The sequence below is a fragment of the Cloacibacillus sp. genome, from assembly GCF_020860125.1.
Taxonomy (GTDB): Bacteria; Synergistota; Synergistia; order Synergistales; family Synergistaceae; genus Cloacibacillus.
This window is the reverse complement of the sequence record NZ_JAJBUX010000101.1, coordinates 17968-38556: the sequence shown is the minus strand read 5'-3', so window position 1 is coordinate 38556 and position 20589 is coordinate 17968. Positions and strand designations below refer to the sequence as shown.

Below are 20589 nucleotides of genomic sequence, written 5' to 3'. Positions count from 1 at the left end.
AACGGAATCGGCGCCGGCGCGCTCGCGCTGCTGGCCATGCTTCCCTGCCTGCTGAGAAAAAATAAAAACAGAAGATAAAAAGACAGCCCGCAGGCGTCCGGCGGCCTCGCCGCAATGATTAAAGCGGCAGCGCATGTAACGGGGCCGTTGCTTATATGCGCATCTTCTGTATAGGCATGTTTGTCAGTCTCGGCTATATGTTCAGATACCAGCATTATACCCCGCACGGTTCTTGTGTGAACCGCGCGGGGCATTTTTTAGTTGTTCAAGATTTAGTAAATTATAATTGACTAAATTTAACAGCGGTGGTATATATAGCAATAATGAAACGGGGGCATTGGTATGTTTATTGGCAGAGAGCGTGAGTTGGCCACACTGAATAGTTTGTATCTGTCCGATAGGTTTGAGTTCGCGGTGATCTACGGCCGCCGCCATGTGGGCAAAACAGCGCTCATCACCCAGTTTATCCGTGATAAAAAGGCGGTCTATTTTATGGGTGTGGAGAGCAACGCCAAACAGAATCTGGAAAATTTCAGTAGAAATATTATGGAATATGAAACCGGTATCCAGGCTGATACGGCTTTTCTTTCGTTTCAGGCGGCACTGGAATATGTATTCAAATTGGCCGAGAGGGAACGTCTTATTCTGGCCATTGACGAGTACCCCTATGTTGCCCGTTCTTCCAATAGCTTTGCCTCCACCCTTCAGCTTTTGATTGACAAATATAGGGAGACCTCCAAGCTTATGCTAATTATTTGCGGCTCGTCCATGTCCTATATGGAGGATCATGTGCTGGCTTATAAGGCGCCCCTGTATGGCAGATGGACAGCGCAGATGAAGATCCTGCCCTTTGATTTTGCGGATACCTGTCGTTGTTTCAAGCACTTTTCCAATGAGGATAAGGCGCTGATTTACGGTATTGTGGGCGGTACGCCGCAGTACCTGCTGCAAATGAATGACAGATTGAGCGTTGCGGATAACATCAAGAACACTTTTCTGAACCCCTCATCCTCTCTGTTTGAAGAACCGGAAAACCTTCTGAAGCAGGAGGTGAGGGAACCCGCGCTTTACAACGCTATAATTACCGCGATTGCGGCCGGCGCCTCCCGTATGTCGGAGATTTCTGCCAAAGTTGGCGAAGATACCAGCGTTTGTGCCACCTATATAAAGAATTTATTGGAGCTTGGCCTTGTACGGAGGGAGACTCCCTATGGTGAGAAGGTTTCCAGACGATCGATTTATACCGTTGATGATAATATGTTTCGTTTCTGGTATAGATTTGTCCCGGAGAATAGTTCTATTATCGCCCGTGGCGCCGACGATCTCGCCTATAGGCGAATTGAACCGTTTTTATCGGAGTATATGGGTAAGGTCTTTGAAGAGATTTGCAGGCAGCATCTCTGGAGTCTGCTGCTGAACGGAGAATCTCCTGTCGAGTTTACTGAGCTTGGTCGTTGGTGGGGCACCGATCCGACAGAAAAGAAGCAGACAGAGATTGATATTATGGGCGAGCAGGATCGGAATAGGGCGCTGTTTGGCGAGTGTAAGTGGACAAATGAAAAGGTCGACCTTGGTGTTTTGGAGACGCTGATAAAACGAAGCCGCCTTTTCCATTATAACAGCGTGCAGCTGTATCTGTTCGCAAAGAACGGCTTCACCAAAGGATGCGCGGACGCGGCAAATGAGCTGGGGAATGTATCGCTTGTGACTTACAGGGATATTTTAGAGATAGAGGACAAGCGCTGATTGTTTATCTGACCAGCGAACCGCCGTGGTTAATTATATGGAATTATGCAGATTGATGTCTATGTATAGGTGGGATATGTTTGATTAAGATAATGTTTGTATGTCACGGAAATATCTTGAAAAATCACGGAGAAGCTAGTAAAGTCAATGACTTCACGATTTAGTTAAGCGCTTACTATACCGCCACTACACCATTTTATTGGGTTTAGAGCCCTGATGTGACAAAGAAAAGTGGAAACGAGATAAGTTTTGCATTATTGTAGAAATTTGAGAGAACTTTCGTTATGATATAAATTGGGTAGACAGTTTCTACCCAATTCAACAGGGAGGGTATTGCATGGAAAATATCGTGAAAAGTAAATTTTTTGATAGAGTATTAGAAGTTCTTAAAAATGCCAGAAAACAGGCAAAAATTGCATTAAATATTTCTATGGTCTATTCCTATTATGAAGTAGGACGGCTGATTGTAGAAGAAGAACAAAAGGGAGAACAGAGAGCTGAATATGGAAAGGCGATTCTTAGACAATTATCAAAAAATTTAACAAAAAGTTTAGGAAAAGGATTTTCTGTGGAAAATTTAAAACTGATGCGAAGATTCTACGTGGTATATTCGCAAGATCAGATTGGGCAGAAGATGTCTACCCAATTTGAAAGCCTGCCTGTAACAAAGGAGGGAAGAAAGTTTTTTCTAAGCTTTTCACATTATGTATCACTTATGCGCATGCCGAGTATAGATGAACGTCATTTTTATGAGATTGAGGCTGCTCGGAATGGATGGGGTGTAAAGGAACTGGGTAGACAGTATGACAGCGCATTATATGAACGGTTAGTATTGAGCAGGGATAAAGCGGGTGTGGAACGGTTATCAACGGAAGGACAGATCATTGAGAAGCCCGAAGATTTATTAAAAGATCCTTACGTTCTGGAGTTTACAGGGTTACCAGAACTTGCAAAATATTCAGAAACAGATTTGGAAACTAAAATAATCGACCATTTGCAGGAATTTTTGTTAGAATTAGGAAGAGGATTTACTTTTGTTGGAAGACAGGTAAGGTTTACTTTTGAAGATGAGCATTATAGAGTGGATTTAGTATTTTTTAATCGTTTATTGCGGTGTTTTGTGCTTTTTGATTTAAAAATAGGACGATTAAAACATCAGGATATAGGACAGATGCAAATGTATGTGAATTATTATGACCGTAAAATGAAATTGGAAGACGAAAATCCGACGATGGGAGTTTTGCTTTGTAAAAATAAAAATGATGCTGTGGTTGAGATGACTTTGCCGGAAGATAATAGTCAGATATTTGCAAGTAAGTATTTAACTGTTCTTCCTAGCAAAGAGGAACTGAAAAAATTGATAGAAAGTGAAGAAGAATAAATTAGAATATAGGAGAAAAACATGAAAGCAATATCCATGCTTAACAATAGATGACGTATCAAAAATAATTTTTACTCACAGGCAATATAGTGAGGCGCGTTGTAAGTATGCATCATTTTATCGTATATTAGATGCTTTGATGCTTACACATATTTTTATATTTCTAGGATGCGGAATAAGCGATCCAGATATTCAATTAATATTGGAGAATATGAATTTTTTATATCCTGGATGTTTGCCGCACTATTTTGTTGCAGCAAAAGATACATATTCTAAAGAAATTGAGCAAAGCCTGCTACATAATAGGAATTTGGAACTTTTAACATACGACAATTCAGATGGGACACACCAACAGTTATTGAACGAATTAAAGGAATTGATAATTAAAGTCGAAGAAAAAAGAGGAGAAATATCTATTAAAGAAACTTGGTGATAATGTTTTTACTACACCATTTGTCCGTGAAATTGCATAGATTTATAAAGATTTGCGTAGGTATGAGGCAAAATACAAAAAATGAAAAAAGTGCCGTACAGCCCGTAATATCAAGGTTTGAAGGCTTATAAAGGGATATAAACAAAATGATAAAAATACTATTTGTCTGTCACGGCAATATCTGCCGCAGTCCGATGGCGGAGTTTGTGATGAAGGATCTCTCCGCCCGGGCAGGGCTTGCGGATCGGTTTTTGATAATGTCCTCGGCGACGAGCGCGGAGGAGATCGGCAGCGATATGCACCGCGCTTCGCAGGCCAAGCTTCGCGAGGAGGGGGTGCCCTTTGAGCGCCGCCGCGCGGTACAGCTGACGCGCGCAGATTATGGAAGGTTCGATTATATTATCGGGATGGACGGGCAGAATATCCGCAATATCCTGCGGATATGCGGCGGCGATCCAGAGGATAAGGTGTGGAAGCTGATGGATTTCACCGACGAGGCGGGGGAGGATGTCGCCGACCCGTGGTATACGGGAAATTTTACGCGGGCCTATGACGATATCAGGAAGGGCTGCGAGTCATTGCTGAATAAAATGAGAGGAGAGGGGCTGCTTTGATGTTCGGCGGCTTTCGCCTCCTCTGTGCGGGGATAAACTGATGTCGCCGATCGCCAATCTCAGCGTGCTTGAGATAATCGGCGTGGTGAGTTTCGCTTTGCTTGGCGCGCACACGGCGGTGCAGCGGCGCATGGATCTGTTCGGGATAACGATACTCGCCTTTACCGCAGCCTGCGGCGGCGGCGTGCTGCGCGACGTCGTGATGGATAGGGGCATCCCCGTCTTTTTCTCAAATTACCAAACCGTCCTCATCGTGATGCTCTCCGTCGCCGCCGTGGTCGCGGTGCCGCAGCTTTTCCGGGTCCAGTGGCTGCTGATCGTGCTCGACGCGATGGGGCTCTCTTTTTTCGCGGTGGACGCGGGGATCAAGGCGATTTATCTGCATTATAATTTTATGCAGTTTCTCTTCGCCGCTGTGATAACCGGCATCGGCGGCGGCATTCTGCGGGATCTGCTCGCGCAGAGGGTACCGGTCATCTTCCGCCATGATATTTACGCCCTGGCGGCGATTGTCGGCTGTTCTTTTCTCTGGTTCGCGAGAGGAATGATAGGGCTTGGTCCGGCGGCCTACGCGGCGCTTTTCATTATCCTCGCGGTGCGGCTGGTATCGGTCTATTTCAATATCAATCTGCCGCTGGTCAAGATCGCGGAAATAAGAAAGGGAGGCCGCTGAGGCCTCCCTTTCTTACTAGGTCTTATTATTCGTTATTATTCGGCTATCTTAAGCTCCACAAAGGCCTCCGGCGTGGTGACGCGGAAGGTGAAGGTCTCCGTGATGTAGAAGTTGACCTCGGTCGCGGTGTGGGACTGGTATCCGATGGAGAAGTCCTGTCCGACCACGAGTTCGCTGTCTCCGCCGCGCATGGAGGTGACGAAGTTCGTCTCGTACTGCTTTGAGAGGACGATTTTCTCGACGATCTTTTCGAGGCTCTTTCTGAGCGGGTAGGCGGTGTTCGAGGTGACGATCTTCTCCCAGACCTTTTTGGAGCAGACGAGGACGTAGGGGCCGCCGACGTTGCGTGAGGCAAGGGCCTGCGTCGCGTCGTAGACCGCTTTGATGAGCGCGTCGTCGTCAAGGGCTGTTTCGATGGGGTCGTTGTCTGTTTCGAGCTCTATCCCGAGGATGCCGGCCTCTTCAAGTCCCTTGAATACGGCGGTGTCCTCAAAGAGGGCCGCCTGGCGCGCCGCTTCTTGGAGCGGCGTGTAGTCCGTCGTCTTGCAGCCGCGTGAGATGTCGTCAAGGTCCCACATCGGCAAGGTGAAGGGGACGCGGATCTCTACGAGGGGAAGTACGTCGCGTACGCCGTAGTTTACGCCCTCAACGGGTGACTCTTCGGCGAGTGTCAGCGTGCCCTCTGAAACTGAATCGCACAGCCAGCCCTTCGGGTCTGATACGTCGGCGACTTTGCGTCCGGTGAGCACGCTGCGGAGTACGTCCGCCGCCTGCTTGTCTATCTCTGTCCATGCTTCCGCCGCTATCGGCGCGAGTGATCTTTTAAGAATGTCCATAATTTAAACTCCCTTCTATGTATGCGGTCTCTATAGCTGTGCCGTGAATATTAAAGTTTGCCGATTTTAAGGTCCTGGCCGCTGGCTCCCGGAGCGGCGTCGGGGCCGTCTTCGAGGTCGATGCCCATAGTTCCGGCCTTCGCGTTGGCGACGTATTCGCCGATCTCTTTGTCCCAGCCGTTCATATAAACCTTGAGCCAGCCTACCAGCATCGCCGAGTGTTCGATCTCTTCATCGCGGTTGTGCGCCATGATGCGCTTGAGGTCCTCATTGGTGCAGGTGTTGACGCGCTGGTTATAGAAGTCGATGGCTTCAAGCTCCTCCTGAAGGCTTTTGAGCGCCTGCGCTATATCGACCGTCTGTTTGTTGAGCAGGCTGTAAGGTTCTGTGTATGCTTCCATGTTTTAAGCTCCTCCCTGTAATTTTGTGCCTTATTCAGGCCTTTTAATTGTTATAACTGCTCCGCTTTGTCCCTTATTGTAGCAGATAAGAGTAAAAGTCTCTCAGTTATCTTTATTTGAAACTATTTTAGATTATATCATCGAAATTAGCAAGTAACAACAGTAATTAATGCACAAAAAGCGGCATAGTCTCACATCGCGAAATATCAAAGTACCCTTTATCGGTGAGTTTGAGCTCCGGGATGACGGAGAGCGACATGAAGCTCAGCTGCATGAGCGCGTGCGGGTTCGTGCAGCCCAGAGCGTCGCGCGCCGCGTCGAGCGCCGCGGTCTTTTCGCGTATTTCGGCGGCGCTCAGGAGGCTCATGAGGCCGCCTACCGGCAGTTCCAGCTCCGCGAGGATATTTTCACCCTCGGCGATGACGATGCCGCCCCTGAGGCGCGCGAGCTCCTGCAGCGCCGTCGCCATGGAGATGTCGTCCATGCCCGCGCAGGTGTAGTTGTGCGCATCATGGGCGATGGAGGAGGCGACGGCGCCGCGCACGAGGCCGAAGCCATGGAGGAATCCGACGGCGCAGCGCCCCGTGCCGCGGTTTTTTTCGACGACGGCCATCTTCGCCAGTTCGCGTCCCGCGTCAGCGCAGGCGTATCCGTCTATGTTGGTCGGCGCCATGCGGATAGTTTTTGTGAAGACCTGTCCGGGTATGACGCCGATGACGTTTATTTCCACGCCGGGAGTGTCTATTTTCACGCGCAGTTCGTCTGCCATCGGCGTGCGTACTTCGCCGCCGTATCCGGGAAGCGCGGAGGTGACGGCGGGCGTTATTTTTTCGGTCGGCGCGCCGTTTTCGGCGACCAGTTTTCCCCTCTTCCAGACTTTGAGTACGGTGCATTTTTCAATATTGTCGACCATGACGATGTCCGCCAGCTTTGCCGGGGCTATCATGCCGCGGTCGTAAAGCCGGAAGTATTCCGCGGGCGTCAGGGTTATCGTCCGCAGCGCGGCGAGCGGTTCTACGCCGCATCCTATTAGTTCGCGAAGGCAGCCGTCGAGGTGGCCGCGTTCGTGGATGAAGTTCGGAGAGATGTCGTCGCTGACGGAGAGGCAGCGCGCCGCGAGGCCGGGCCGTGCAGCAAGCAGCGGAGCCAGCTCTTTGAGGTTTCTCGCCGTCGCTCCCTGACGGATCATGATGTACATGCCGCGGCGCAGCTTTTCTAGCGCCTCTTCGGCGTTGTCGCATTCGTGGTCGGAGGTTATTCCGCCGAGCAGATAGGCGGCCAGCTCTTTTCCGCTTACGCGCGGGGCGTGGCCGGTTATGACTCTGCCCTCGGAGGCGGCCAGCTTCGCCCATACTTTGTCGTCGCCGAGGTATACGCCGGGGAAGTTCATCATCTCTCCGAGGTGTGTGCAGCTTTCGTCCGCGAAGAGTTTTTTTATCTCGTCCGCCTCAATGTATTCGAAGGGGGTCTCCTGTGCCGACGCCGGCACGCAGGAGGGCGCGCCGTAGTAGAAGTCGACCGGCAGCCCCTCGCTTTCGCGGTGCATGAAGCGTATTCCCTCCGTGCCGCAGGTGTTAGCGATCTCGTGCGGGTCCGGCATTACCGTAGTGGTGCCGTGCGGCGATATCTCCGCGGCGAGATTGCGCGGCACCATAAAGGTGCTCTCGACATGCATGTGTCCCTCGATGAATCCCGGCAGCAGCAGGCGTCCGGCGCAGTTTACGGTCTCTTTCGCCGCGTATCCCCCGCCGATACCGACGATGACGCCATTCTTTACGGCGATGTCTCCCGTTTCATATTCCATTGTGCAGAGGTTTGCGAATTTTGCGTTTTTGAACAGCAGGTCGCAGGGCTCTTCGCCCAGCGCGCTTTTAAGTAATGGTTTGAAATCCATCTCTGACCGCCCCCAATATATCAGCTCTTAAATGGTAAAATATACTCCGGAGAACCGCTGATTATATGCACCGTATGCGGCACGGACAGACTTTCGATATATGTATAACACGACGGAGCCCCGTCTGGGGCCTGCCCGTTCGATATCCGGCACATCTAACAGGCGTAACGAACGTTTTTGGTTTTGCCGGACGGCTGTAGCCCGACCGGCGCTCTCCTAAAACGGACACCTATATTTTAGCAGGAAAAGGCAAATTGCGAAAGCGGGGAATGCGGATGACGAATTGTAACTGTAACGCGCAGGAGGTAAATGATTATATCCTCCCCGTCGTTAAGAATAAAAAACTTGCCGAGCGGCTCTACTGGATGACTTTCGAGGCGCCGGCGCTCGCGAAGAGCGTGCGCGCTGGGCACAGCATAATGGTCTTCCCGAATCATGGGACAGACCCTCTGCTCGGACGCCCCTTCGCGGTGGCTGACGCGGACGCGGCGCGCGGAGAGATCTCCCTCTGTTATGTGCTGGTCGGCCGCGGCACGGAGATGATGAGCCAGGTATCCGCCGGCGCGAAGCTGCGCGTGCGCGGTTTTCTCGGCAGACCCTGCCCTGATACCGATGACGAGCTGATTCTCGCGGGCGGCGGCGTTGGCGCGGCGGCTCTGATGATGAAGAAGCGCGAGCGGCGGGAGCGCAGCTCGCTCTATATCGGCGTGCCCGGAAGAGGCTACGAGGACTATGCGGAGGAGATACTTTCCATACATCCCGACGCGAAGATTTTCGCCGACGACGGCTCCTTCGGCGAGGGAGATTCGATGTTCAAGGTTTTGCCCCGCCCGCTGAGCGAGGGCGTGCAGGCGTGGTGCTGTGGCCCCGGCGGCTTCCTTGAGGCGATGCGCCGCCATTACGTGGACACTCCGCAGCGGCTCTATTACCTGCTGGACAAGCGCATGGCCTGTGGTTACGGGGGCTGTATGGGCTGCGTGATCGAGACGGCGAACGGCCTTAAGCGGGTCTGCGTCGATCAGTCTCTTTTCAGAGCGGATGAGGTGAATATCCATGACAACTGATATATCGGTAAAGATCGGCTCGCTGCGGCTTGAAAGCCCCGTTATTCCAGCCTCGGGCGTATGGCCATACGCGCCGGAATTTTGGCGCGAGCCTAAATTGAACGGGATCGGCGCGCTCTGTACGAAGGCAATCAGCCTTGAACCGCGGCGCGGCAACCGCGGCGTCCGAGTCTGGGAGACGCCCTCCGGCCTGCTCAACAGCATCGGCCTGCAAAACTGCGGCGCGCGGGAGTTCGCGGAGCATTACGGTGAATTGGTAAAGAGTTGTCCCCGTCCCGTCATCGCCAACGTCGTCATGGAGCGTCCGGCGGAGACGCAGGAGACGCTGCGCGTGCTGGAGGATATGGAGGGCGTCGCCGCCGCGGAGCTGAATATCTCCTGCCCCAACGTCGACGGCGAGGGAATGGCCTGGGGCGTGGAATGCGCCTCCGCCGCCGAGGCGGTGCGCGCCGCGCGGAAGATTTGGCGCGGCCCCCTGTGGGTGAAGATGACTCCGCAGGCCGCGGACCCGGCGGCCGTTGCGCGTGTGATAGAGTCAGAGGGCGCGGACGCCATCGTCTGCGCGAACACCTGGCTCGGCATGGCCGTCGACATGGCGACGGGAAAACCGGCCTTTGACCGCGTAGTGGCCGGACTTTCCGGACCGGCGGTGTTTCCGCTCGCGCTGCGTATGGTCTGGCAGGTCGCCGGAGCCGTCTCCATACCGGTGGTCGGCTGCGGCGGCGTAACGACCGCCTCCGACTGCATGGGGATGACCGTCGCGGGCGCCTCCGCCATCGAGGTCGGCAGCGCCTTCTTTAACAATATCAGCGCCGGTGAGGCGATCTGCGCCGGACTGCCGGAGCTGATCGCCCGCTATAAGGCGGAACGGCTGGCGGAGCTTGTCGGCTTCGCGAGGCTCGGATAGTTATTTGTCAGGTAAAGAGGAGATCATGGAAAAGAATAATATCGTTGTGGCAATAGACGGCCCCGCGGGCGCGGGGAAGAGCACGGTGGCGCGCGCCGTCGCGGAGAGGATAGGGCTGCCCTACCTCGATACGGGCGCGCTCTACCGGGCGATCGCCTGGAAGCTGGACAGAGAGGGGATCGCGCCGGACGAAGGCGAACGGATATCACAGGCGCTGGCCTCCTTCCACCTGGAATTCATTCCCGGCGGCCTGATGGCCGACGGCACCGACGTGACCGCTGCGATACGCACGCCGGAGATCGACCGGATCGTCTCGGCCTACGCCGCGCGGCCCGAGGTGCGCGGCGCTTTGATCGAACTGCAGCGCGCCCAGGCCAAAAACGGCCTCGTCGCCGACGGCCGCGATATGGGAACGGTCGTCTTCCCCGAGGCGGAGCTTAAGATATTTCTCACCGCCTCCGCCGAGGAGCGCGCGCGCCGCCGTTATAAGGAGCGTCTGGACAGAGGCGAGGCCGCGGACTATGACGAGATATTGAAACAGGTTGTTGAACGCGACAACTACGATATGACGCGGGAGATCGCGCCGCTGCGTCCGGCGCCGGGATGTATCATTCTCGACAGCTCCGATATGGACGCGGCGCAGGTGACCGACGCCATATCTTCGCTTGCGTCGCGGTTTATGGAGCAGGAGCGCCGTTGAGCAGGCAGAAGCGCAGCGCGATCGACCTCTCTTTGAAGCCGCCGAAGGCGGTCATCGCCGCCGTGGACTGCGGCAGCGCCGACGATACGGAGCAGTCTCTGGACGAACTGGTGATGCTGCTGGAAAATATCGGCGTGCCGGTGGCGGCCCGTATCGTGCAGAAGAGGAGGATACCGGACCCCGCCCATTTCATCGGCGCTGGGAAGGCTCTTGAGATAAAGGAATACGCTCTCCCCAACGAGGTGACGCATCTTGTGGTGGACGACTTCCTGTCTCCGACGCAGAAGAGCAATCTGCAAAAGGTCACCGGCCTGCAGGTATGGGACCGCGCCTTTGTAATTATGAAGATTTTTGAGAGCCGCGCCCACACGGCGGAGGCCAAGCTGCAGGTCGAGCTTGCGCAGTACCAGTACGAGATACCTAGCCTTAAGGGGCTGGGCCATCAGATGTCGCACACAGGCGGTGGCATCGGCACGCGCGGCCCGGGCGAGACTGAGTTTGAGAGACACCGCCGTAAACTGGACCGGCGTACGAAGAGCATCGAGCAGCGTCTCGGCGAGGTGCGCAGACGCCGCGAGGAGCGGCGCGAACGCCGCCGCCGCGACGGAGTGCCGGTGGCGGCTCTGGTCGGCTATACGAACAGCGGCAAGTCCACCCTTTTGCAGACGCTCTCCAAGGATGCCGGTATCGTCGCGAAAGACCAGCTGTTTTCAACGCTGGACACCGTGGTGAGGAAGATCGGCTACCGGGACGGAGAGGGGGCTTTTCTGCTCTCCGACACCGTCGGTTTCATCCGCAAGCTGCCGCCTGAGCTGGTGGCGGCCTTCCGCGCGACGCTCGAGGAGGCGGCGAACGCCGACCTGCTGCTGCTCGTGCTGGATTCCGCCGGCAAGGAGCCGACTGAGACCTTTGAGATAGTCCTTGAGACGCTGCGCGAATTGAAGGCCGACCATCTTCCGCGTATCGTCGTGCTCAACAAGATAGACAAGAGCGGAGAGACGGCGGACTTTATCGCCGTGGAGCTCCGCGCGCGCGGCGAACGCGTGGTATGTACCTGCGCGCGCGACGGCCGCGGTTTTGACGAACTGCTTGGCGAAATAAAAAAAAGTTTTGCCGGTGAAGTTGCCTTAAATGGTATAAAAGATATATTATAAAGAGATAGACGTATCCGCGGCCCTGAACGGCGGGGTAATCGTCAGCCCTTCGCCTCCCGGCGCGGCGGCGGATTGCACGAAGATACGCGAGACTGTTTAGAAGGGTGATTTGCATGTACGTAAGCATGACCGGCTTCAGCCGTTCTCAGATGCAGACATCATGGGGCACGCTAAGCATGGAGTTATCGAGCGTGAACCATCGCTATCAGGAGATATCGGTGCGCCTGCCGCGCGAGTTTGTGAGCTGGGAGCCGTGGTTCCATCAGAAATTGAGAAAGCTTTTCCGCCGCGGAAAGGTGCAGATGCGTCTGGAGGTGCTTTGGGCGCAGAGCTTTAAGACGGGGCGCGTAAACCGCGAGGTGTTGCTCTCTTACTGCAGCGAGCTGCTGGAGCTGCGCCGCGGCCTTGCTATGCCGCTCGACCTGAATGTCGAGCAGGTGGCCTCTTTCCCCGGAGTGCTGGATCTTCCGCGTTTTGACGACGAAGAAGATTCCCAGTCCGTCGAGGCGGTCTTTGACGAGCTTCTGACGAACGCCGCCGCCTCCTGGCAGAAGATGCGCGAGACGGAGGGGGCTCATCTGCGCGATGAGGTGCTTTCCCACCTCGCGGAGCTCGAACGTCTGGCGGCGCTGATCGAGGAACGCTGGCTGCCGACGCGCGACGCCGCCTTTGCCGCGATGCGCGCGCGCGTATCGGAGGCGCTCGAAAAGATGGGCGAGAAGCTCGAAGAGCCGCGCTATATGCAGGAGATAGTTCTGCTGACCGATAAATGGGACGTTTCGGAGGAGCTGGCGAGGCTCAAGAGCCACGCCGCGAAATTCCGCTCCACTGGCGAAGACAGCGAGAGTACGGGACGCAAGCTTGACTTTATCGTTCAGGAGATGAACCGCGAGGTAAACACCCTTGACTCCAAGGTGGCGGACGCGGATATCCGCTGGCTCGCCGTCGACGCCAAGGCCTGCCTCGAGCGCATCCGCGAACAGATACAGAATCTTGAATAAGATGTCTTACAAACTTGTGCATGTCGGATTCGGCAATATGGTAGTCGCGGAACGGGTGGTCTCCATCATCAGCCCCGATTCCGCCCCGATCCGCCGCCTCAAGGACGAGGCGCGCGAGGCGGGGCTGCTGGTTGATGTGACCCAGGGGCGCAAGACGAGGGCGATACTGATAATGGACAGCAGGCATGTGATCCTCTCCGCGATACAGCCGGAGACGATCACGGCGCGCTTTGAGGGCGAGGGAGAACGGCCATGAGGGGCACTCTCTATATCTTTTCCGGCCCCGCGGGCGTGGGGAAGGGGACGGTGCTGCAGCAGGCGCTGAAGAAACTCCCCAATATCAGCTATTCCGTCTCGTGTACCACGAGAGCTCCGCGCCCGGGCCTCGACGCTGAGGGAAAGACATATTACTTTCTCTCCGAAGAGGAGTTTCGCCGCCGGATAGCGGCCGGTGATTTCCTTGAATACGCGAATGTCCACGGGCACCTTTACGGCACCCGCAGGGACATTGTGGAAGAGGCCCTTGCCTCCGGAACGGACATCGTTCTTGAGATAGACGTTCAGGGCGCCTTTATCGTGAAAAAAAAGATACCGGACGCGGTGACGGTCTTTGTGAAGCCGCCATCGCTCGACGAGCTTGCCCGTCGCCTTAAAAAGCGCGGCAGCGAGTGCTGCGAGGAACAGGAACTGCGCATTAAGAACGCGAAAGAGGAGCTCCTGCACGCTGAAGAGTATGATTATGTGATTGTAAACGACATTGTGGAAGACGCAGTGGCAGAATTTATAAAAATTGTCAAAAAGCATAGGGAGGAACTTAAATGATTTATATGGATCTTGAGAAAATTTACCGTGAAAGGGATATCCCCAACAAATATATCCTCACCCTCGTCATCGCGGCGCGCGCGCGCCAGCTTAGCGAGCGCAAGGATCTTGGCGGCGACGAGAAGTATATCTCAAAGGCCGTGAGCGATGTGACGGAGGGAAAGATATCCTACAAGATAATCGATCCGCTCCCCAAGACGGAAAATGTGCCTGCGGCATAAAAAAATACTCTTCGGCATAAGCGGGGGCATCGCCGCCTACAAGACGCCAGACCTGCTCCACGGCTGGGTAAAGATGGGCTTTGAGGTGGAGACCATCCTGACGGAGTCCGCCGAGGCCTTTGTCAGCCCGATGGTGCTCTCGACGCTCAGCAAGCGCCGCGTCTGGCGTGAGCGCGACTTCCTCTCGCCCGAATATGGGTGGCGGATACCGCACATCTCGCTCACCGACTGGGCCGATATATTTGTCATCGCGCCCTGCACCGGCAATGTGCTGCGCATGGCGGCGGAGGGCGACAGCGCGACGCTGCTTGGCGCGGCTCTGCTGGCTAACCAGAAGCCGCTGCTGCTCTTTCCCGCGATGAACTGCAAGATGCTCGCCAACGAGGCGGCGCAGAGGCACATGAAGACCCTGGAGGCGCGGGGCGCGGTCGTGGTGGACCCTGACAGCGGGATGCTCGCCTGCGGCTACGAGGGTAAGGGACGTCTTCCCTCCGCCGCGGTGATAGACGACTACGTAAAGATGATGCTCTGCGCGAAAAAGGATCTCTCCGGTCTCCGCGTGGCGGTGACCGCGGGGCCGACGCACGAGTATATAGACCCCGTGCGCTATTTAAGCAACCCCAGCAGCGGCAAAATGGGCTACGCGGTGGCCCGCGCCGCCTGGCAGCGCGGCGCGGAGGTCACCCTGATAACGGGCCCCTCCACGCTCACGCGTCCTGCGGGGATAAAGGTAGTGGAGACCGTCAGCGCCGACGATATGTACGAGGCCTGCATGAAAGCCTCCGAGGAGGCCGACGTCATCGTGAAGGCCGCCGCCGTCGGCGATTACAAGGCCGCCAACCGCGCCGAACAGAAGATAAAGCGCGGCGACGCGCAGGAGTTCACCCTTGAACTGGTGCAGAACCGGGACATCGCCGCCGCTCTCGGAGGGCGGAAGCGCCCGGGACAGATACTTGTCGGTTTTGCCGCGGAGACCCAGAACGTGCTCGAAAACGCGCAGCGGAAGATGGCGGAGAAGAACCTCGACATCATCGTCTCCAACGACGTTCTCGCACAGGGCGCGGGCTTTGCGGTGGACACGAACGTGATAACGATACTGGAACGCGGCGCGGATCCCGCGCGCTTCTCCGGTACGAAGGAGGAGGCGGCCGACCGTCTGCTTGACGCAGTCGCCGCGCTTACCGCAAAACGATAATGGCCCTGATACAGGCTGCGATTCCGGCCCCTTGGTGGACGCCCCTCACCTATAGGCATGATGAGGCCCTCCCCGAGGGGCTTCGTGTCTCCGTACCGCTCGGCAGGGACCGGCGGGTGGCGATGACCCTCGCGGGCGTAGCGGAGGAGGCCATTGACCCCAAACGGCTTAAGGCCGTGACGGAGGTCATTGACGAGGCTCCGCCCCTGCCGGGGGAGCTTTGGCGGCTCATCAAATGGTTCGGCGAAACCTGGTTCATCGGCACCGGCTTCGCGATGCGGACCGTACTTCCCTCGAAATTTTTTACCAACGAAAACCTTCCACCTCTGCCCGAGCCAGAACAGGCGAAAAAAAAGTTTTCCGCGGGCGATATCTACTGCGCAGACCTTTCGCGCCGTTATGAATACTATCGGGAGATCGTCGCGGGCGAAGGTCCTTCGCTCGTGCTCTTTCCCGAGGTGAAACTTGCCAAAGCCTTTTGGGATTCGCTTCCGAAGGGGCTGCGCGAGGAGGGGGCCCTCTGGCCCGTCTCCGCGCCCGCGCAGTGGAAGCTCTGGAAGAGCGCGCGGCTTGGCGAACGGCGCTTTATCGTCGGTTCGCCGGGGGCGGCCTTTGTGCCGCTCGCGGGACTCTCCGTGATCGCGATGGACGAGGAGAACCAGGGGGGCTGGCGTTCGCAGAGCCACCCCGTCGTCCACCTGCGCAGCCTGCTGGGGATGCGCGCGACCTTCGCGGGGGCGCGCTTCGTGCTCGGGGGGGCTATGCCCTCCTCAAAGGGTTTCCTGCGCGCCGAACCGCTGTGCGGCGAGGAGAAAAACGACGGGCGCATAATATTTGTCAGCCTCAAAGACGCGCTAGCCTCCGAATTTGAGGCGCTGCGCGAGACGCTGCCGATCAGCGAGCCGCTCATCAGGGAGACCGCCGAGGCGCGGCGCGCTGGTAAATGGGCGCTCTGGCTCCTTGACCGCAAGGGCTACGCGGGGGAGATACTCTGCGAAGAATGCGGCAAGACCCTGCGCTGCAAACGCTGCGGCTCCTCGATGCGCTGGGAGGAGAGCCGCCGTACCCTTCGCTGCACCGCCTGCGGGCAGCGGGAGCCGATCCCGGAAAAGTGCCCGAACTGCGGCGGCCTGCTGCTCACCGGCGTGCGCCCCGGCCTGGAGGCGCTATATGAGCGGGCGGAGGGGGCGCTGAAACATCTTTATAAAAACGTACTCCTCATACAAAATCAGGAAGAAAAGATGCCGAAGGCCGAAGAGCTTATGAAAGAATATCCCGGCGGCGCGCTGATAATCGGCACCCGCCGCATACTCTCGCTCTGCGACGAACTGTCGCCCGCCGTCGTCGGCTGGATAGACGCCGACGCCGAGGCGCGCTCGCAGGAGTATGACGCGAAGGCGCGCGCCTACGCGATGCTTTGGGAATCGATGTGGCGCGGCGGCGGCTCGCGGGAGCGGAAGATCGTCGTCCAGAGCCGCAGGCCGGGGCGCGAGTGGCAGGACGCCCTGCGGCGCGGCTGGCGCGTATTTTGGCAGCGCGAGCTCAAAGAGCGCCGTGAATGGGAGCTGCCGCCATTTATGCCGATGATAAAGATCACGACGCCCGCCGGCGTGGCGGAAAAAATCACTCCGCAGCTGGAGGAGTCGGAGATAGAATACTGGATTTCTGAAGAAAATAACGAAGAAATATGGGTACGTACCAAACGATTTCAGCAGTTAAAAAATATATTACAGCCTTTTTTTGACATAAGGGCTACCAGAAATGGATTTCCTACGGTATTATTATACCTTGACTGAACCATCGGCGCGGCGCCGTTTTTATATGCCGCGCGCGGGTTTCGGGGTTCCGCATACGGCTGGCGGAAGGTAAACATCGGCTTTGACGGGCGTCTTGATTTGGTCTGCGCCCGATTAAATAAAAGATCTGGAGGTATGAAGCATAATGAAAGCGATCGTTACGGTATTGGGAAAAGACCAGGTGGGTATAATTGCAAAGGTTTGCACATACCTCGCGGATAAAAACGCCAACGTGCTTGAGATATCGCAGACGATAATCAAGGGATACTTCGACATGCTTATGATAATCGACATCAGCGCCTGTACCTGTACCCCCGGAGAGATGGCCGGAGGCCTCAAGGAGCTCGGCGAGGAGATAGGGCTGATGATAAAATTCCAGCGCGAAGAGATATTCGAGAGCATGCACAGGATATAGCCGAAGATGATCAGCAAATCAGAAGCGCGCAAGACAAACGAGATGATACAGGACGAAAACCTTGACGTCCGTACCATCACCATGGGTATCAACATCCTCGACTGCGCCGATCCGAGCCTCGAAAAATTCTGCGCAAAAATATATGACAAGATCACCCGTTCCGCCGAAAGACTTGTGAAGACCGGCGACGAGATCGCGATGGAGTTCGGCGTTCCCGTCGTCAACAAGAGGATATCGGTGACGCCGGTGGCGATCGCCGCCTCGGCCTGCGAGACGGAGAGCTACGTCGAGATCGCGCGCACTATGGACCGCGCCGCGAAAGAGGTCGGCGTGAACTTTATCGGCGGTTTTTCCGCGCTGGTGCAGAAGGGCATCACGGAGGCCGACCAGCGTCTTATCAGCTCCGTGCCTGAAGCGCTGTCGGTGACGGAGCGCGTCTGCTCTTCGATAAATCTCGGCACCAGCCATTCCGGCATCAATATGGACGCCGTAAAGCAGATGGGGCAGGTGATAAAGGAGACCGCCTACCTCTCGCGTGAGGCCGATTCGCTCGGCTGCGCGAAATTCGTCGTATTCTGCAACGCCGTCGAGGACAACCCTTTCATGGCGGGAGCCTTTCACGGCGTCGGCGAGCGCGACTGCGCGATCAACGTCGGCGTAAGCGGCCCCGGCGTCGTCAAGCGGGCGCTCGAAGAGGTGCGCGGCGCGGATTTTGAGACGCTCTGCGAGACCGTGAAAAAGACCGCCTTCAAGATAACGCGCGTCGGGCAGCTTGTGGCGCGTGAGGCCTCTCTGCGCCTCGGCGTCCCCTTCGGCATCATCGACCTATCGCTGGCGCCGACGCCCGCCATAGGCGACAGCGTCGCGGAGATATTCCAGGAGATGGGCCTCGAATACGCGGGCGCCCCCGGGACGACGGCCGCGCTGGCTATCCTCAACGACAACGTGAAAAAGGGCGGCGTAATGGCCTCCTCCTATGTCGGCGGACTCAGCGGCGCCTTTATCCCCGTCAGCGAAGACCACGGCATGATCGAATCCGTCGAGGCGGGGGCGCTGACCCTCGACAAGCTTGAGGCGATGACCTGCGTCTGCTCCGTCGGGCTTGACATGATCGCGATCCCCGGCGATACTTCACCTGAGACGATATCAGGCATCATTGCCGATGAAATGGCAATCGGCATGATAAATAATAAGACCACGGCAGTGCGTTTGATACCGGTATACGGAAAGACCGCCGGCGAGACGGTGACCTTTGGGGGGCTGCTCGGATACGCTCCGGTCATGCAGGTAAACAAATTTGACTGTTCCGCGTTTATCAACCGCGGGGGAAGGATACCGGCGCCGATCCACAGCTTCAAAAATTAACGGAAGAGGACGAAAAATATGGCAATTGTTGCAATTGTCGGCAGACCTAATGTCGGCAAATCTTCAATATTCAACAGGATACTTGGAAAACGTGCGGCGATCGTGGACGACCAGCCGGGCGTTACTAGAGACAGGCTCTACGGTGAGACTGAATGGGCGGGGAAGAAATTCTACATCGTCGATACGGGCGGAATTATGTCCGAGACGGAACACCCATTCATGGACCTTATAGAGAAGCAGGTCGACCTTGCGCTAGACGAGAGCAGCGCCATCATCTTCGTTGTCGACGGGCGCACCGGCGTCACGCCGACCGACGAGGAGATCGCGCATAAACTGCGCCGCAGCGGCAAGCCCGTCGTCGTCGTGATGAACAAGCTCGACAACGAGAAACAGGAGGACGCGATGCTCGGCGAGGCCTACGGTCTTGGTTTTGACGAGGTCGTCGCCGCCAGCGCGGAGCATAATACCGGCTTTGACGATATGCTTGACTTCATCACCGCCAAGCTTGAATCGGAGGAATTCGACTCGGACGACGGCGAGATCCGCGTTACGCTCGTCGGCCGGCCCAACGTAGGCAAATCGAGCCTGCTGAACGCCTTCGCGGGCGAGGAGCGTTCGATGGTCAGCGATATCGCGGGAACGACGCGCGACGTCGTCGACTCCGTCGTCGAAATGAACGGACAGAGATTCCGTTTCCTGGACACCGCGGGGCTGCGCCGCAAAAGCCGCGTGAACACGGATCTTGAATACTATTCAAACGTCCGTACCTACCAGGCGATCGACCGCTGCCATGTGGCGCTTGTGCTGCTCGACGCGCAGGACCCGGTGACGGAGCAGGACAAACGGCTTATCGGGCAGGTGCTCGAACGCGGCAAGGGGCTCATCCTTGTCGTCAACAAGTGGGATCTTGCCCCGCGCGAAGAGAAGGTCGGCGACGTTATGACGAAGAAGCTGATCGAAGAGCTGCCCTTTGCCGCCCACGCACCGCGAGTCTTCATCTCGGCGCTCTCGGGCCGCAGCCTTGGCAAATTACCGGAGCTGATCCTCAAGGTAGAGGAAAACCGCCGCCGCCGGATAGCCACCTCCGAGCTCAATAAGCTTGTAAAAGAGGTGCTCGTATTTGAGAGAATGCCTGGTGACGGAAAGGGGCACAGCCTCAAAATATACTACTGCACGCAGGCGGACGGAGCGCCGCCGGCGTTCATTTTCTTCGTGAATGATTCAGAGCTTTGCTCGAAATCTTTCAGGCGCCATCTGGAAAATCTCCTACGTGAAATGGCGGATTTTTCTGGAGTTCCGATAAAAATATTCATGAGAAACAAGATATAGTGCTTAAAAACGCGTAATAGACATTATATTTCCGTTTTAAGCACTTGACGACTGGCTATTTTATCGGTATAAACCTTACATGCTGCATTAAAAGCAGTGTGAATCTTGACTGGAGGTGGCACAGAAGTGACAAAGACAGACCTCATCAACACAGTGGCCAAAGAGGTAGAGGGCATTACCAAAAAGAAGGCTGCCGAAGTGGTAGAAGCGATATTCAACGATATCTACACGGCGCTTCAGAAGGAAGAAAAGGTACAGATCGTAGGATTCGGTACGTTTGAAGTCCAGAAGAGAGCGGCACGCCAGGGACGTAACCCTCAGGACCCCAAGAAGGTCATTGAAATTCCGGCGAAGAATGTTCCCGTTTTCCGCGCGGGCAAGGCTCTCAAGGAAGCTGTAAACGAAAAGAAGTAGGCATATCTTTTTAATTTGATTATGGCAGCTTAAGATACAAATTCCCTTTGCTGCATTGCTGAGGGAATTTTACTTTTCCCCTTGACCAAAAACAAATAACGCGGTATTATATCTCACATTGCACGGGATGTAGCGCAGCCTGGCTAGCGTACCTGCATGGGGTGCAGGTGGTCGGAGGTTCGAATCCTCTCATCCCGACCAGAATTGATAAGGGCTCGGCCGATTTCG

General features: G+C 55.8%; 22 protein-coding genes and 1 tRNA gene. 20 read left to right on the top strand and 3 right to left on the bottom strand.

Going from position 1 to position 20589, the window contains the following annotated elements:
* Window positions 1-342 precede the first annotated feature (342 nt).
* From LIO98_RS12790 to LIO98_RS12770, 5 genes are all read left to right on the top strand, one after another.
* The gene (locus LIO98_RS12790) at window positions 343-1746 is read left to right on the top strand and encodes an ATP-binding protein (RefSeq protein WP_291957839.1); all 1404 of its coding nucleotides are present in this window, start codon (window positions 343-345) and stop codon (window positions 1744-1746) included.
* Window positions 1747-2083: 337 nt separating this feature from the next.
* Complete coding sequence (locus LIO98_RS12785; RefSeq protein WP_291957835.1) at window positions 2084-3127, top strand: PDDEXK nuclease domain-containing protein; 1044 nt, start codon at window positions 2084-2086, stop codon at window positions 3125-3127.
* A gap of 46 nt (window positions 3128-3173) precedes the next feature.
* Complete coding sequence (locus tag LIO98_RS12780; protein ID WP_291957842.1) at window positions 3174-3560, top strand: SIR2 family protein; 387 nt, start codon at window positions 3174-3176, stop codon at window positions 3558-3560.
* Window positions 3561-3706: 146 nt separating this feature from the next.
* On the top strand, window positions 3707-4174 hold the full coding sequence (locus LIO98_RS12775; RefSeq protein ID WP_291957833.1) for a low molecular weight protein-tyrosine-phosphatase: 468 nt from the start codon (window positions 3707-3709) through the stop codon (window positions 4172-4174).
* A 40-nt stretch (window positions 4175-4214) separates the two neighbouring features.
* Window positions 4215-4847, top strand: a complete 633-nt coding sequence (locus LIO98_RS12770) for a TRIC cation channel family protein (RefSeq protein WP_008712652.1) — start codon at window positions 4215-4217, stop codon at window positions 4845-4847.
* A 35-nt stretch (window positions 4848-4882) separates the two neighbouring features.
* On the opposite strand, the gene LIO98_RS12765 is transcribed toward LIO98_RS12770, so the two are convergent.
* The 3 genes from LIO98_RS12765 to ade form a co-directional block, all read right to left on the bottom strand.
* Window positions 4883-5683: a family 1 encapsulin nanocompartment shell protein gene (locus tag LIO98_RS12765; RefSeq protein ID WP_291957828.1), complete on the bottom strand. Its 801-nt coding sequence runs from the start codon at window positions 5681-5683 to the stop codon at window positions 4883-4885.
* A gap of 50 nt (window positions 5684-5733) precedes the next feature.
* Window positions 5734-6084, bottom strand: a complete 351-nt coding sequence (locus tag LIO98_RS12760) for a hypothetical protein (RefSeq protein ID WP_066745897.1) — start codon at window positions 6082-6084, stop codon at window positions 5734-5736.
* A 166-nt stretch (window positions 6085-6250) separates the two neighbouring features.
* The gene (gene ade / locus LIO98_RS12755; RefSeq protein WP_291957825.1) at window positions 6251-7978 is read right to left on the bottom strand and encodes an adenine deaminase; all 1728 of its coding nucleotides are present in this window, start codon (window positions 7976-7978) and stop codon (window positions 6251-6253) included.
* Window positions 7979-8253: 275 nt separating this feature from the next.
* On the opposite strand from ade, the gene LIO98_RS12750 reads away from it, so the two are divergent.
* The 15 genes from LIO98_RS12750 (at window position 8254) to LIO98_RS12680 (ending at window position 20562) form a co-directional block, all read left to right on the top strand.
* Complete coding sequence (locus LIO98_RS12750; RefSeq protein WP_291957823.1) at window positions 8254-9042, top strand: hypothetical protein; 789 nt, start codon at window positions 8254-8256, stop codon at window positions 9040-9042.
* Window positions 9032-9949 (top strand): dihydroorotate dehydrogenase, encoded by a 918-nt coding sequence (locus LIO98_RS12745; protein WP_291957821.1) that lies wholly within the window; start codon window positions 9032-9034, stop codon window positions 9947-9949. The genes LIO98_RS12750 and LIO98_RS12745 overlap by 11 nt, the downstream gene beginning before the upstream one ends.
* A gap of 25 nt (window positions 9950-9974) precedes the next feature.
* Window positions 9975-10649 (top strand): (d)CMP kinase, encoded by a 675-nt coding sequence (gene cmk, locus LIO98_RS12740; RefSeq protein ID WP_291957818.1) that lies wholly within the window; start codon window positions 9975-9977, stop codon window positions 10647-10649.
* Window positions 10646-11803 (top strand): GTPase HflX, encoded by a 1158-nt coding sequence (hflX, locus tag LIO98_RS12735; RefSeq protein ID WP_291957814.1) that lies wholly within the window; start codon window positions 10646-10648, stop codon window positions 11801-11803. The genes cmk and hflX overlap by 4 nt, the downstream gene beginning before the upstream one ends.
* A 113-nt stretch (window positions 11804-11916) precedes the next feature.
* Complete coding sequence (locus tag LIO98_RS12730; RefSeq protein WP_291957811.1) at window positions 11917-12804, top strand: YicC/YloC family endoribonuclease; 888 nt, start codon at window positions 11917-11919, stop codon at window positions 12802-12804.
* A 1-nt stretch (window position 12805) separates the two neighbouring features.
* Window positions 12806-13060, top strand: a complete 255-nt coding sequence (locus LIO98_RS12725) for a DUF370 domain-containing protein (RefSeq protein ID WP_273310058.1) — start codon at window positions 12806-12808, stop codon at window positions 13058-13060.
* On the top strand, window positions 13057-13626 hold the full coding sequence (gene gmk, locus LIO98_RS12720) for a guanylate kinase (protein ID WP_291957806.1): 570 nt from the start codon (window positions 13057-13059) through the stop codon (window positions 13624-13626). Before LIO98_RS12725 ends, gmk begins: the two co-directional genes overlap by 4 nt.
* Window positions 13623-13847 (top strand): DNA-directed RNA polymerase subunit omega, encoded by a 225-nt coding sequence (locus LIO98_RS12715; protein WP_291957804.1) that lies wholly within the window; start codon window positions 13623-13625, stop codon window positions 13845-13847. Before gmk ends, LIO98_RS12715 begins: the two co-directional genes overlap by 4 nt.
* A complete protein-coding gene (coaBC, locus tag LIO98_RS12710) occupies window positions 13831-15042 on the top strand; it encodes a bifunctional phosphopantothenoylcysteine decarboxylase/phosphopantothenate--cysteine ligase CoaBC (protein WP_291957801.1) in 1212 nt (403 codons plus the stop codon). Before LIO98_RS12715 ends, coaBC begins: the two co-directional genes overlap by 17 nt.
* A complete protein-coding gene (locus LIO98_RS12705; protein WP_291957798.1) occupies window positions 15042-16838 on the top strand; it encodes a hypothetical protein in 1797 nt (598 codons plus the stop codon). The genes coaBC and LIO98_RS12705 overlap by 1 nt, the downstream gene beginning before the upstream one ends.
* Before the next feature lie 145 nt (window positions 16839-16983).
* A complete protein-coding gene (locus LIO98_RS12700) occupies window positions 16984-17253 on the top strand; it encodes an ACT domain-containing protein (protein ID WP_291957793.1) in 270 nt (89 codons plus the stop codon).
* Between the two features lie 6 nt (window positions 17254-17259).
* A complete protein-coding gene (locus LIO98_RS12695; protein ID WP_291957791.1) occupies window positions 17260-18618 on the top strand; it encodes a PFL family protein in 1359 nt (452 codons plus the stop codon).
* Between the two features lie 18 nt (window positions 18619-18636).
* A complete protein-coding gene (der, locus tag LIO98_RS12690; protein ID WP_291957789.1) occupies window positions 18637-19947 on the top strand; it encodes a ribosome biogenesis GTPase Der in 1311 nt (436 codons plus the stop codon).
* A gap of 126 nt (window positions 19948-20073) precedes the next feature.
* Window positions 20074-20361, top strand: a complete 288-nt coding sequence (locus tag LIO98_RS12685; RefSeq protein WP_008712618.1) for an HU family DNA-binding protein — start codon at window positions 20074-20076, stop codon at window positions 20359-20361.
* Between the two features lie 123 nt (window positions 20362-20484).
* Window positions 20485-20562, top strand: a tRNA-Pro gene (locus tag LIO98_RS12680).
* Window positions 20563-20589 lie beyond the last annotated feature (27 nt).

What these genes read in the sequence shown, in the direction of transcription:
- LIO98_RS12750 (WP_291957823.1), top strand. Translation starts at nt 8,254, where the DNA reads ATGACGAATTGTAACTGTAACGCGCAGGAGGTAAATGATTATATCCTC.
- coaBC (WP_291957801.1), top strand. Translation starts at nt 13,831, where the DNA reads ATGTGCCTGCGGCATAAAAAAATACTCTTCGGCATAAGCGGGGGCATC.
- LIO98_RS12790 (WP_291957839.1), top strand. Translation starts at nt 343, where the DNA reads ATGTTTATTGGCAGAGAGCGTGAGTTGGCCACACTGAATAGTTTGTAT.
- gmk (WP_291957806.1), top strand. Translation starts at nt 13,057, where the DNA reads ATGAGGGGCACTCTCTATATCTTTTCCGGCCCCGCGGGCGTGGGGAAG.
- LIO98_RS12730 (WP_291957811.1), top strand. Translation starts at nt 11,917, where the DNA reads ATGTACGTAAGCATGACCGGCTTCAGCCGTTCTCAGATGCAGACATCA.
- LIO98_RS12715 (WP_291957804.1), top strand. Translation starts at nt 13,623, where the DNA reads ATGATTTATATGGATCTTGAGAAAATTTACCGTGAAAGGGATATCCCC.
- LIO98_RS12760 (WP_066745897.1), bottom strand. Translation starts at nt 6,084, where the DNA reads ATGGAAGCATACACAGAACCTTACAGCCTGCTCAACAAACAGACGGTC.
- LIO98_RS12745 (WP_291957821.1), top strand. Translation starts at nt 9,032, where the DNA reads ATGACAACTGATATATCGGTAAAGATCGGCTCGCTGCGGCTTGAAAGC.
- LIO98_RS12765 (WP_291957828.1), bottom strand. Translation starts at nt 5,683, where the DNA reads ATGGACATTCTTAAAAGATCACTCGCGCCGATAGCGGCGGAAGCATGG.
- LIO98_RS12775 (WP_291957833.1), top strand. Translation starts at nt 3,707, where the DNA reads ATGATAAAAATACTATTTGTCTGTCACGGCAATATCTGCCGCAGTCCG.
- LIO98_RS12725 (WP_273310058.1), top strand. Translation starts at nt 12,806, where the DNA reads ATGTCTTACAAACTTGTGCATGTCGGATTCGGCAATATGGTAGTCGCG.
- LIO98_RS12705 (WP_291957798.1), top strand. Translation starts at nt 15,042, where the DNA reads ATGGCCCTGATACAGGCTGCGATTCCGGCCCCTTGGTGGACGCCCCTC.
- LIO98_RS12700 (WP_291957793.1), top strand. Translation starts at nt 16,984, where the DNA reads ATGAAAGCGATCGTTACGGTATTGGGAAAAGACCAGGTGGGTATAATT.
- LIO98_RS12770 (WP_008712652.1), top strand. Translation starts at nt 4,215, where the DNA reads ATGTCGCCGATCGCCAATCTCAGCGTGCTTGAGATAATCGGCGTGGTG.
- der (WP_291957789.1), top strand. Translation starts at nt 18,637, where the DNA reads ATGGCAATTGTTGCAATTGTCGGCAGACCTAATGTCGGCAAATCTTCA.
- ade (WP_291957825.1), bottom strand. Translation starts at nt 7,978, where the DNA reads ATGGATTTCAAACCATTACTTAAAAGCGCGCTGGGCGAAGAGCCCTGC.
- LIO98_RS12785 (WP_291957835.1), top strand. Translation starts at nt 2,084, where the DNA reads ATGGAAAATATCGTGAAAAGTAAATTTTTTGATAGAGTATTAGAAGTT.
- LIO98_RS12695 (WP_291957791.1), top strand. Translation starts at nt 17,260, where the DNA reads ATGATCAGCAAATCAGAAGCGCGCAAGACAAACGAGATGATACAGGAC.
- cmk (WP_291957818.1), top strand. Translation starts at nt 9,975, where the DNA reads ATGGAAAAGAATAATATCGTTGTGGCAATAGACGGCCCCGCGGGCGCG.